The organism is Mesorhizobium loti (assembly GCF_013170705.1).
GTDB classification, from domain to species: domain Bacteria; phylum Pseudomonadota; class Alphaproteobacteria; order Rhizobiales; family Rhizobiaceae; genus Mesorhizobium; species Mesorhizobium loti_D.
In genome coordinates this window covers 5918456-5930457 of record NZ_CP033334.1, presented here as the reverse complement: position 1 = coordinate 5930457, position 12002 = coordinate 5918456, and the positions used below count along the sequence as shown (strand labels likewise).

At 64.6% G+C, this 12002-nt stretch carries 9 protein-coding genes; all 9 read left to right on the top strand.

Annotated elements, in window-relative coordinates; translation table 11 throughout:
* The first annotated feature begins 173 nt into the window (after positions 1-173).
* Positions 174-1052 (top strand): fumarylacetoacetate hydrolase family protein, encoded by an 879-nt coding sequence (locus EB815_RS29120; RefSeq protein WP_056564561.1) that lies wholly within the window; start codon positions 174-176, stop codon positions 1050-1052.
* Positions 1049-1828 carry an alpha/beta fold hydrolase gene (locus tag EB815_RS29115; RefSeq protein ID WP_056564558.1) on the top strand — a complete coding sequence of 260 codons (780 nt, stop codon included), beginning with the start codon at positions 1049-1051 and terminating at the stop codon, positions 1826-1828. The genes EB815_RS29120 and EB815_RS29115 overlap by 4 nt, the downstream gene beginning before the upstream one ends.
* Before the next feature lie 52 nt (positions 1829-1880).
* Positions 1881-3221 (top strand): metal-dependent hydrolase family protein, encoded by a 1341-nt coding sequence (locus EB815_RS29110; RefSeq protein ID WP_056564555.1) that lies wholly within the window; start codon positions 1881-1883, stop codon positions 3219-3221.
* Complete coding sequence (locus EB815_RS29105) at positions 3218-4267, top strand: branched-chain amino acid ABC transporter permease (RefSeq protein WP_155772371.1); 1050 nt, start codon at positions 3218-3220, stop codon at positions 4265-4267. Before EB815_RS29110 ends, EB815_RS29105 begins: the two co-directional genes overlap by 4 nt.
* Positions 4264-5292 (top strand): branched-chain amino acid ABC transporter permease, encoded by a 1029-nt coding sequence (locus EB815_RS29100; RefSeq protein ID WP_056564552.1) that lies wholly within the window; start codon positions 4264-4266, stop codon positions 5290-5292. Before EB815_RS29105 ends, EB815_RS29100 begins: the two co-directional genes overlap by 4 nt.
* Before the next feature lie 50 nt (positions 5293-5342).
* Positions 5343-6590: an ABC transporter substrate-binding protein gene (locus EB815_RS29095; RefSeq protein ID WP_065004930.1), complete on the top strand. Its 1248-nt coding sequence runs from the start codon at positions 5343-5345 to the stop codon at positions 6588-6590.
* A 24-nt stretch (positions 6591-6614) separates the two neighbouring features.
* Entirely contained in the window at positions 6615-7400 is a 786-nt protein-coding gene (locus EB815_RS29090; RefSeq protein WP_065004931.1) for an ABC transporter ATP-binding protein, read from the top strand.
* Positions 7393-9609 carry an ABC transporter permease gene (locus EB815_RS29085; RefSeq protein WP_065004932.1) on the top strand — a complete coding sequence of 739 codons (2217 nt, stop codon included), beginning with the start codon at positions 7393-7395 and terminating at the stop codon, positions 9607-9609. Before EB815_RS29090 ends, EB815_RS29085 begins: the two co-directional genes overlap by 8 nt.
* Positions 9610-9698: 89 nt before the next feature.
* Positions 9699-11885 (top strand): flotillin family protein, encoded by a 2187-nt coding sequence (locus EB815_RS29080; RefSeq protein ID WP_065004933.1) that lies wholly within the window; start codon positions 9699-9701, stop codon positions 11883-11885.
* Positions 11886-12002 lie beyond the last annotated feature (117 nt).

Here is a 12002-nt window from a genome sequence, read left to right as displayed (position 1 = left end):
GTTCCGTCGTCCATCGCATGGCAGCGGTCGATATCCTGTGAAGCGGTAGGGCTGGCAACCAGATCCTTTTTGGTGCGACCAACCCAGATTCTTCTTGCGGGCTAAACCAATCGGCGATAGCGTGTAACAAAAGAGCGAATAATTGGCTCAGTATTGGTTCAGGGAGGATCTGGATGCGGGTCGCGACTTTTTCGATCGCCGGCGAACGTCGCGTGGGGCTTGTCGATCTCGACGCCCAGACGATCGCGCCCTTCGATTTTTCCGTTGATCAGGCCAAATCAGGCATTCTGGCTTTGATAGAGCGCAACGGCGCCGGCATGCCGCGCACCCTGTCGCCCATCCCGCTGGCGCAGGTGGAAATCGAAGCGCCCATCCCGCAACCGCGCCGCAACATCTTCTGCGTCGGCAAGAACTATCACGAGCACGCGCACGAATTCGCCCGCAGCGGCTTCGATTCCAGCGCCGGCGCCGGCGCGATCCCGAAGCATCCGATCATCTTTTCCAAGGTTCCCGAATCGGTCGTCGCCAACCATGCCAGCGTGTTGATCGATCCATCGGTCTCGACCGCCATCGACTATGAGGCGGAGCTGGCCGTCATCATCGGCAAGGGCGGGCGCGGTATATCGAAGGAGAACGCGCTCGACCATGTCTGGGGCTACACCATCGTCAACGACGTCACGGCCCGCGATCTGCAAGGCAGATACAGCCAGTGGTTGATCGGCAAGTCGCAAGACACGTTCTGTCCCATGGGCCCGTGGGCGGTGACCAGGGACGAACTCGACCTGGCAACAGCCGGCATCCGGTGTTTCGTCAACGAGGATCTGCGCCAGAATTCCCGCATATCGCTGCTCATCTTCGATATTCCGACCATCATCGCCACGCTGTCGCAAGGCATCACGCTGAAGCCCGGCGACATCATCGCCACCGGCACCCCGGTCGGGGTCGGCATCGGTTTCGACCCGCCGAAATACCTCAAGGCCGGCGACGTCGTGCGGATCGAGATCGATGGCATCGGCACGCTGGAAAACCGCTTCACGGAGCATGCGCAATGACCACGGTGACGGTTGGCCAGGTCGTTGCGGAAGTTGTCGGCGAGGGCGCTGCCGTGGTGATGATCCATGGCCTCGGCGGTACCTCGAACATGTTCCAGCCGCAGATGGCGGCGCTTTCCGCCTATCGCGTCATCCGGCTTGACCTGCCGGGCTCCGGCCGCTCGCCGCGCCCGATCGAGCCGCTGACCGTCGAAGGGATGAGCGAGGCCGTGATCCGCGCCATGGCCGGCATGGGGGTTGCTGCCGCGCACTTCGTCGGCCATTCGATGGGCACCATCGTTTGCCAGCAGATCGCCGCGACGCAGCCATCGCTGGTTACATCGCTGGCGCTGTTCGGCGCCCTGGCGGAACCGACGGACGCAACACGGCAAGGGCTCGCCAACCGGGCGCGTCTGGCGCGTTCGGGCGGTGTTGCCGATATCGCCGACCAGATCGTCGCCAACGCGATTTCCGCGCACACAAGGGAAACCTCGCCGGCGGCAGTTGCCTTCGTGCGGGAATCGATCACGCGTCAGGATCCCGAATCCTACGCCCGCACCTGCGAGGCTCTGGCCAAGGCGACCGCGGTCGATGCGCGCAGGATCTCGGCGCCGACGTTGCTGGTCACCGGCGACGCCGACACGGTCAATCCGCCGGGGGTCGCCCAGGCGCTTGCCGACAAGATCAAGGGCGCCGTATTCTCGTCGCTGGATCGGTGCGGGCACTGGGCCACGGTGGAAAGCCCGCGCGAAAGCAGCCAGAAGCTCGCCGATTTTTTGAGACGGGTTGATAGGTGAGGATTTCTGATCGAGCGTAGAACTGTGCGCTCGGCAAGTTGGGAGGCTTGTGATGGCAGACGACAGCTGGAACGGCAACGGTTCGGGCAGCACGCTGTTCACCAATGTGCGCGTGCTCGACGCATCAGGTGAATATCCTTACACCGGCGAGGTGCTGGTGCAGGGCAACCGCATCAAGCAGATCACCAAGGGCTCGTCGCGCTTCGGCTCGTCCTCGTCGTCCTCCTACAGCGGTGGCGCGGCAGGAGGTGCAACCGTCATAGACGGTATGGGCGCGACACTGATGCCGGGCATGATCGATGCCCATCTGCATCTGTCCTGGAACAACGCGCCCGGCATCGACCCCATCCAGATGATGGAAATCGAGGAGCACATGCTGGTCACCATGGAGATGGCCAAGCTGGTGCTTGACGCCGGCTTCACCGCCGGCCGGGGCGCGGCGGCCGCAAAGCCGCGTCTCGATGTCGTCGCCAAGAAATTCATCAACCAGGGTCGTTTTCCGGGACCGCGCTACCTCGCGGCGGGTCCGGAAATCACCACGGTCGGCGGCCTCGGCGATTCCGCGCCGTCGCACATCCCGCATGAGGGGCTGAACCTCGGCCTCGTCGTCTCGGGGCCCGAGGAAATCCGTCGCACCGTGCGCCAGCTGATCAAATACGGCGTCGATTCGATAAAGCTCAACCTGTCCGGCGAGAGCATCACGGGCATGGGCGCCGAGGAGACGCCGATGTCGGAAGAAGAGGTCGCCATGGCCGCCTCCGAGGCACGCTGCCGCAACAAGGTACTGTCGGCGCATGCGCGTTCGTCGGGCTCGGTCAAACAGTGCATCCGCCACGGCATCCAGAACATCTACCATGCCTCCTTCGCCGACGAGGAAGCGCTCGACATGCTCGAAGCGGCCAAGGACAAGCACTTCGTCGCGCCGGGCATCGCCTGGCTGATCAACACGGCACGTCACGCCGAGCAGTGGGGCATCAAGCCGGGCTCGCCGCTGTCGCTCGAATACGAGCGCGAACTCGAAATGTGCATCGAGACGATGAAGAAGATGCACCGGCGCGGCATCCGTGTCTGCATCGGCGGCGACTATGGCTTTGCCTGGACGCCGCAAGGCACCAACGCCAAGGACATCCAGACCTTCGTCGAGATGCTGGGCTTCTCGCCCATGGAGGCGATCCAGGCCGGCACCAAATATGGCGGTCAGATCATGAACATGGGCGACGAGCTCGGCATGATCAAGGAAGGCTACCTTGCCGACCTTCTCTTGATCGACGGCGATCCGATCTCTGACGTGCGCATCCTGCAGGATAAGAACCGCATCCTTGCCATCATGAAGGACGGCAAGTTCCACAAGGCGCCGCGCATGAACGAGCAGCGCCGGCGGCTGACGGCATGAGCCTGCTCGACCAGCCATCTCAGACGCTCTCCGAGAGCGGCGGCATCACCGGCCGGCAGGCATGGGGCCTCGTTGGCCTGCTCGCCGCCGCTGTCGTCGCATGGCTGGTCTTCGCGGTCTGGCCGGATTGGCTGAACGCCATCCTTATTTCGAAGAAGGCCTTCGTCAGCGCCATCCTCAACGGCATCACCCTGGCCGGCCTCTACTTCCTCGTTGCCAGCGGCTTCACCCTGATCTTCGGCCTGATGCGCAACGTCAATCTGGCGCATGGCTCGCTCTATCTACTTGGCGCCTATATCGGCTACGAAGTCACCAACCGCACCGGCTACTGGCTGCTCGGCGTCGCCGCCGGCTTCGCGGTTCTGGCCATCGTCGGTGTCGTCATGCAGGTCTTCGTTTTCCGTCGGCTGGAGGGCGACGATCTTCGCCAGACCTTGGTCTCGATCGGCATCTCGATCGTGGCAGCCGACCTGATGCTGGCGGTGTGGGCCGGCGGCACTTACCAGATCACCACCCCCGAATGGCTCGATGGCGCATTGACCTTGCCCGTTATCACGGCGGTGCGCTCCAACGGCGCCTCGGTCTTCCTCACCTATCCGCTCTACCGCGTCGTGGTGCTGGCGGCCGCCATCGTCATTGGCGTCGGTCTTTGGCTGATGCTGCACAAGACCCGCGTCGGCATGATGATCCGCGCCGGCGTCGACGACCGCGCCATGCTGCAGGCGTCGGGCGTCAATGTGCATGCGGTCTTCGCCATCGTCTTTGCCGTCGGCGCCGGCCTTGCCGGCTTTGCCGGCGTCGTCGGTGGCTCGGCGCTGTCGGTCGCGCCAGGCGAGGATGTCCGCTATCTCCTGGCCTCGCTGGTGGTCGTCATCGTCGGCGGCATGGGCTCGATCACGGGCGCCGCCATCGGCGCGCTGCTGATCGGCCTGGCCGAGCAGATCGGCCTCGTCTACTTCCCGACCTATGGCATCGTGCTGACCTTCGTCATCATGGTGGTGACGCTGGCGGTGCGGCCGCAAGGCATCATGGGGAAGGCACGATGAGCCTGGCGATCGCCACAACCAGCGCCACGCCGCAGCGGAACTGGCTGGAGAAGCTCGGCGCCGGCCACATCATCCTTGCCGTCGCACTGGTGCTTTATCCACTGGTGGCGTCCGATTTCTTCCTGACTCAGATCGGCGGCTATTCGCTGATCTTCGGCATGCTGGGCCTGTCGCTGATGCTGCTCGCCGGCTATGGCGGCATGGTCAGCCTGGCGCAGATCACCGTCGCCGGCATAGCGGCCTATGCCATCGCCATCCTTGGCAACAACAACTCCAGCATTCTCGGTCTCGGCTGGCCGTGGTGGCTCGCGGTTCCGTTCGCGGTTCTCGCGGCGGCCCTGGCGTCGGCGCTGATCGGCTGGATCTCGGTGCGCACCGAGGGCATCTACACGATCATGATCACGCTGGCGATCGCCACCGCGACCTTCTATTTCGCGCAGCAGAACTACGCCATCTTCAACGGCCATTCCGGCTATACCGGCATCCGTGCGCCGGTCTTCTGGAGCGTCAACTGGCGCGATGCCAGGCCATTCTACTATCTCTGCCTGGGTCTGGCGGCGCTGTCCTACGCGGCGGTGCTTTACGGCTCGCGCTCGACCTTCGGCATGACCTTGCAGGCGATCCGTGACAACCCGCGCCGCATGCGCGCGCTGGGGTACCATGTCACCGCGCACAAGGTCTTCGCCTGGCTGCTCGCAGGTGTCATCGCCGGACTGGCGGGCGTGCTGCTGGTCTGGTTCAACGGCCGCGTCTCGCCCGGTACCATCGGCGTCGATGCCGCGATCGACGTGCTGATCATCGCCGTCATCGGCGGCTTGCGCCACCCGATCGGGCCGTTCCTGGGCGCGGTCGTCGTCGTCCTGATGCAGACCTTCGCCATCGATATCGTCGGCGCCGAGCGCTTCAACACGCTGATCGGCATGGTGTTCCTGGTGATCGTCTTCGTCTCACCGGATGGAATTCTTGGGTTGTGGGGGAGGATCAAGCCACATCTTGCCCAGGAGTCCTTGCGTCCAGGCCCATAGGAGCCGGGATGGATGAACCACTGCAAAACCAAATCAAAGGGAGGAAAACGATGAGAATGCATAGACGGACATTGCTGGCGCTGGCGGTATTCACCGGGCTGACCGCGCCTTCGATGGCGCTGGCTGCCGACGACACCATCAAGATCGGCCTGCTCGCAACCTTCGAAGGCCCGTTCACGGTGCTCGGCGAGGACGGCGAGCGCGGCGCCATGACCGCCGTTGCCGAGATGAACGGTACCGTCGCTGGCAAGAAGATCGAGATCGTCAAGGGCTCGTCCGATGCCTCGCCCGACAGCGCCGTGCGCGCGGCGCGCAAGCTGGTCGAGCAGGACGGCGTCAAGGTGCTGGTCGGCCCGCTTTCGGGCGACGAGGGCATCGCCGTCAAGGACTACGCCAAGACGCAGCCGAACGTGACCTTCATCAACGGCACATCGGCGGCGCAGGACACCACGCTGCGCGACCCGGCTGAGAACTTCTTCCGTTTCTCGACCGATGGCGCGCAGTGGATGGCCGGCCTCGGCACCTATGCCTTCAAGGACAAGGGCTACAAGAAGGTCGCCACCGTCGCCGAGGATTACTCCTTCCCCTACACGCAGGTGTTCGGCTTCATGGCCGAGTTCTGCAAGGCCGGCGGCCATGTGCCGTCGAAATCCTGGGTGCCGATCGGCAACAAGGACTTTTCCTCGGTCATCGCCGCCATTCCTGAGGATGTCGACGCAATCTACGTCGCGCTCGGCGGCGCCGATGCGGTCAACTTCCTGACCCAGTACCAGCAGGGTGGCGGCACCGCGCCGCTGATCGGCGGCTCGATCACTGTCGACCAGACCGTGCTGACGTCGAAAGGCAAGCTGAAGGAAGTGCTGAAGGGCACGCCATCCGCTGGCCCGACCGCCGACACCAACGACGCGCCGGCCTGGAAGGCCTTCGTCGAGGCCTACAAGAAGCAGCCGGGTGCGTTTCCGTCGCCCTCGCTGTTCGCCCATGGCTACTATGTCGACATGAAGGCGACGCTGCTTGGTCTCGACCAGGTTGGCGGCGATGTCTCCGATGGCGGCAAGAAGCTGCGCGACGCGCTGTCGAAGCTGTCCTTCGACACGCCGACGGGCAAGGTGTCGCTCGACAAGAACCGCAATGCCATCGCCGACATCTTCCTGACCGAGGTCACTGAAGGCGCCGACGGCAATCTCCTCAACAAGCTGGTCAAGGTCGTGCCGCAGGTCAACCAGACGCTCGGCATTCCCGAAGACGAGTTCATGAAGCTCGGCGCGGTCAACCGCGAGAATCCGAGCTGCCCGTAACACCACGATTGAGTGCAGCCGCCAGTGACCGAAAGCTTCGCAGCAAACCGTCTCCAGAGCACCGGCGCCTATGCGCTGGAGCTTGATGGCGTGGCGCGGCATTTCGGGGCGCTGGTGGCGCTCTCGGGCATCACCATGAGGATCGCGGCCGGCGAACGGCGCGCGGTCCTCGGCTCCAACGGCGCCGGCAAGACGACCCTGTTCAACGCCGTCACCGGCGATTTCCTGCCGACGGCGGGGCGCATCCGCTTCTTCGGCGAGGACATCACCGATCTGCCTCCCCACGAGCGCATCCGGCGCGGCCTGCGCCGCACCTATCAGATTTCGCAACTGTTCAAGGGCCTGTCGGTCCTCGATTCCATCTTTCTCGCCTGCCGGGGCGTCTCGCGTCGGCGGTTTTCGCTGCTGCGTCCGGCCGCGACCGACGTCAACATGGTGCAGGCGGAATCGATCCTCAACGCCGTGCACCTCGAAGCCTATCGCGACACGCTGGTGGCGACGCTGAGCCATGGCCAGCAGCGCCAGTTGGAGATCGCGCTGGCGCTGGCGGGCGCGCCGCGCTTCATCCTGTTCGACGAGCCGGCGGCCGGCCTGTCGCCGACCGAACGTCGCGATCTCGTCGCCATCCTCAACGCGCTGCCGAAGCATATCGGCTACATCATCATCGAGCATGATCTCGATGTCGCGCTGCGCGTCTCGGAATATGTCTCGATGATGCACAATGGCCGCCTGTTCAAGGAAGGCACGCCGCGGGAGATCGAAGCCGATCCGGAAGTCCAGGAGATCTATCTCGGGGGCAAGCATGGCTGAGCGTCCCGGAAAGATCGCGAAGGCAATGCTGCGCATAGACGACCTGCAGGTTTTCTATGGCGAGAGCCATGCGCTGCAGGGCGTGTCGCTGACGCTGGAAAGCGGTGTGTTGTCGGTGGTAGGCCGCAACGGCATGGGCAAGTCGACGCTCTGCAACACCATCGTTGGGCTGAAACGGGCGAAGTCAGGTTCGATCCGCGTCGATGGCCGGGAGATCACCTCTCTTGAGCCGCACGAAATCCACCGCCTCGGCGTCGGCTATGTCCCGCAGGGACGCCGTGTCTGGCCGAGCCTGACCGTCGACGAGCATCTGCGTCTGGCCGCCGGCAACAGGCGCGATGCCAGCTGGACGGTCGAGCGCGTCTACCAGACCTTTCCGCGGCTCGCCGAACGCCGTACCAATGGCGGCTCGCAGCTGTCGGGCGGCGAACAGCAGATGCTGGCGATTTCGCGTGCGCTGCTCAGCGATCCTAAGCTGCTGGTCATGGACGAGCCGACCGAAGGCCTGGCGCCGGTCATCGTCGACCAGGTCGAGCGCATGCTGATCGACCTCGCCGCCGAAGGCGAGATGGCGGTGCTGGTCATCGAGCAGAATATCGGCGTTGCGACGGCGGTATCGAACCAGGTCGCCATCATGGTCAATGGCCGCATCAACCGGCTGATGGATGCCATGGCGCTCGCCGCCGACCGTGAGTTGCAGCAGCGGCTGCTCGGCGTCGGCCGCCATGCCGAGGAAGCACCGGTCACGCCGGCGGAAGCCGCGCAGGCCCGGGACCAGCTGGCGGAAGTCTATCGCGTCGACAGGGCTGGCGCCGGTTCGACCGAACCGATGCCGCGGAGCGGCGTCTATCGACCGGTCACCGAACTGCCCAATCGCTGGAACGTGCCGGTCACCGAATTGCGACAGGCCGCGGTCGACAAGACCGCACCGCAGGACGACTTGAAGAAGGTCTTCGCCATCCCCTTCGCCGAACGCATCGGCAGGATCGTGCTGGTCGTCGGCACCTTCGACACCAAGGGCAAGGAATTGCGCTTCGTTGCCGACCGGCTGAAGTCGCTTGGTCTGCCCGTGCGCACCGTCGACCTGTCGACATCGGGAAAACCGGCCAGCGCCGATGTGCCCGCCATGCAGGTGGCCGGCATGCACGCGCGTGGATCCTCCGCCGTCTTCACCAATGATCGCGGCGGCTCGGTCAGCGCCATGGCGGAAGCTTTCGCACGCTGGATCGAGCGTGAGCCACGCATCGGCGGCGTCATCTCGGCCGGCGGTTCCGGCGGCACAACGCTGGCGACGGCAGGCATGCGCGTGCTGCCGGTCGGCATCCCCAAGCTGATGGTCTCGACGGTGGCGGCCGGCGATGTCGCCAAATATGTCGGCGGCGCCGACATCATGATGTTCCATTCGGTCGCCGATGTTCAGGGGCTGAACTCGATCACCGAACAGGTGTTGTCCAACGCAGCGCACGCCATGGCCGGCATGGTCGCGCAACTGCCCAATGCCGAGGCCTGGGAAGCAAGAAGCAAGCTGGCGCGGCCGGCCGTCGGTATCACCATGTTCGGCGTCACCACACCTTTGGTGCAAGCTGTCACGAAACGCCTCGAAGCCGACTATGACTGCCTCGTCTTCCACGCCACGGGCATTGGCGGGCGGGCGATGGAAAACCTCGGCGACTCCCGGCTGCTGTCGGCCTTCCTCGACCTCACCACCACGGAAGTGGCCGACATGATCGTTGGCGGCGTGTTCCCGGCGACGGAGGATCGCTTCGGTGCTGCGATCCGGACTGGTTTGCCCTATGTCGGTTCGACGGGCGCGCTCGACATGGTCAATTTCGGGCCGCGCGACAGCGTGCCGGAGAAATTCCGCAGCCGCAAATTCGTCATCCACAATCCCAACGTCACGCTGATGCGCACCACGCGCGACGAAAACCGCGCCTTCGGGGAATGGATCGGCACGCGGCTCAACGCCATGAACGGTCCGGTGCGCTTCCTGCTGCCGGAGGGCGGTGTCTCGATGCTCGACGCGCCCGGTCAGCCCTTTCATGACCCGGAAGCCGACAACGCTTTGTTCGAGGCGATCGAGAAGACGGTGCGCCGCACGCCCTTGCGCCATGTCGAGCGGGTGCGGGCCAACATCAACGACACGCCTTTCGTCGACGCGGCGATCGCTGCATTCCACGCGGTCACGCCGAAGCTGCAGAGGCGGGCATGAAGAATTGGACTTCGCCACCATGCGGGTGGATGTTTGAAAATATCGCCGGTCGCCCCGTGCCGACCGCATTGTCTTGGGGAGGATAGATCATGGACGCGCAGACCTTTGGCGCTTTCCTGTTGTGGCTGATCATTGCCGCGGTCGTCGTGGTGATCGCCGTTTACGTCTTGCGCTGGCTCTATCGCCGCTCGACCAAGGAGACGGCGTTCGTGCGAACCGGCTTCATGGGTGAGAAGGTGGTGGTCAACGGCGGTGCCTTCGTCATCCCGGTCCTGCACGAGATCACTCCGGTCAACATGAACGTGCTGCGCATCGAGGTGCGCCGCGAGGATGCGCTGGCGCTGATCACCCGCAACCGCATGCGCGTCGACCTGATCGCCGAGTTCTTCGTGCGCGTTGGCGCCAGCCGCGAACTGGTGGCCGCTGCCGCGCAGACGCTTGGCCGCCGCACGCTGCAGCCCGACAGCCTGCGCGAATTGCTGGAAGGCAAGTTCGCCGGCGCGCTGCGCACCGTCGCCGCTCAGATGACGCTGGAAGAGATGCATGAGTTGCGCGGCGACTATGCCGCCAAGGTGCGCAGGCTCGCCGAGGAGTCGCTCGCGGCCAACGGGCTCGAGTTGGAGAGCGTCGCCATCGTCGACCTCGACCAGACCAGCCTCGAATATTTCGATCCCTCCAACGCCTTCGACGCCGAGGGTCTGACACAGCTGACGGAATCGATCGAGACCCGCCGCCGCATGCGCAACGAGATCGAACAGCGCACGCTGGTCGACATCCGCAACCAGAACCTCGACACACAGCGCAAGGTGCTGGAGATCGACCGCGACACCGAATACGCGCGCCTCGAACAGGAACGCGAGGTCGAGATCCGCCGCGCCGCGCAGCGGTCTGAATTGGCCATTGAGCGTGCGTTGCGTGACCAGGAATCCGAGCAGGCACAGCTCTCGTCGCGCGAGGCCGTCGAAAAATCGCGGCTCAACCAGGAGCGCAACATCACCGAGGAGCGCATCAAGAGCGAGGAAGACACGCAACGCCGCGAGATCGCGCGCCGCCGTTCGCTCGACGAGACCGAGATGAAGATGCGCGAACTGACCGAGCGCGAGCAGATCGCGCTCGAACTGTCGTTGGAAAAGGCCCGCATCGAGCGTGAGGGCGCGCAAAGCAAGCTCGAGATCGAACGCAAGAAACTGCTCGAAGTGGCTGAACTGGAACGCCAGATCGCGCTCGCCGAAAAGGCGCTGGAAGTGACCCGGGCCGAGGCGGAAAAACGCCGTGCCGAGATCGTCGAGAACCAGGCCACCGAGACGGCGCGAATCGCGCAGGAACGGGTGGTGGACGAGGTCCGCATCGAACGCGAGCGTCACCTTGAAGCGCTGCAGATCGCCAAGCGCCAGGCGTTCGAGGAGGCCGAGATTTCGGCGAGTGAGGAGGTCGAGCGCGCCCGTATCACCACCGAGCGCGGCATCGAGGAAGCGCGGCTGATCAAGGATCGCGATATCCGCCAACTGGGCGTCGACCGCGACCAGAAGATCGAGATCGCGGAAATCCAGAAGGCGATCGACATCGCCAAGAAGACGCAGGAACGGTCCTCGGCGATCGCGGCTTCCGAGGCGGTACGCGCCAAGGCCGTCCAGGCCGAGGAACAGGCTTTCACCGCCCGCGAACGCGAGATCGCCGAACGCCGCAAGCTGACCGACCTGATCGGCGCGCAGCGCGAGGCAGAGCGCGAGGCGCTGCGCATCACGTCCGCCGCGGATGCCGAGATGAAGGCGGCGAAAAGCCTGGCGGAAGCGCAGAAGATCGCCGCAGTCGCTTCGGCGGAAGCGGAGAAGATCCACGCCCTTGCCGCGGCCCAGCGCTACGAGGTCGACGCATCGGGCCATCGCCAGCTCAACGAGGCCGAGAACCTGCTGTCGAACGAGGCCCGCGCCGGGCGCCTGCGCGGCAAGCTGCTTGACCACATGGAAGGCATCATCCGCGAAAGCGTCAAGCCGATGGAGAAGATCGACGGCATCAAGATCCTGCATGTCGACGGCCTCAACGGCGGCACCGGCGGCAACCGCAACGTCACCGACGAGGTCATCGACTCCGCGCTGCGCTACCGGGTGCAGGCACCGATGATCGACAATCTGATGAAGGAGATCGGCATCGAGGGCGGCTCGCTCGGCCGCATGACCGACGTGCTGCGCGATGCCAAGGACATTTCCAGCCTGACCCGCGACAAGAAGGGCAAGGGAAAGGCCGCCAAGGACGACGATGACGACCGCGATCATTGAGGTGAGGGCGGTGTTCTCTTGCGTTTCGTTGGGCCGTGCGAGACCATGTCTTGCGCCTGATTGCCATGCTGCGTCGGTTCGCGATGACTGCCAAGCAAGGGTCGAGCTGGCCCGGGG

Coding starts and splice junctions, on each gene's coding strand:
- EB815_RS29110 (WP_056564555.1), top strand. CDS start 1,881: ATGGCAGACGACAGCTGGAACGGCAACGGTTCGGGCAGCACGCTGTTC.
- EB815_RS29085 (WP_065004932.1), top strand. CDS start 7,393: ATGGCTGAGCGTCCCGGAAAGATCGCGAAGGCAATGCTGCGCATAGAC.
- EB815_RS29080 (WP_065004933.1), top strand. CDS start 9,699: ATGGACGCGCAGACCTTTGGCGCTTTCCTGTTGTGGCTGATCATTGCC.
- EB815_RS29115 (WP_056564558.1), top strand. CDS start 1,049: ATGACCACGGTGACGGTTGGCCAGGTCGTTGCGGAAGTTGTCGGCGAG.
- EB815_RS29120 (WP_056564561.1), top strand. CDS start 174: ATGCGGGTCGCGACTTTTTCGATCGCCGGCGAACGTCGCGTGGGGCTT.
- EB815_RS29100 (WP_056564552.1), top strand. CDS start 4,264: ATGAGCCTGGCGATCGCCACAACCAGCGCCACGCCGCAGCGGAACTGG.
- EB815_RS29105 (WP_155772371.1), top strand. CDS start 3,218: ATGAGCCTGCTCGACCAGCCATCTCAGACGCTCTCCGAGAGCGGCGGC.
- EB815_RS29095 (WP_065004930.1), top strand. CDS start 5,343: ATGAGAATGCATAGACGGACATTGCTGGCGCTGGCGGTATTCACCGGG.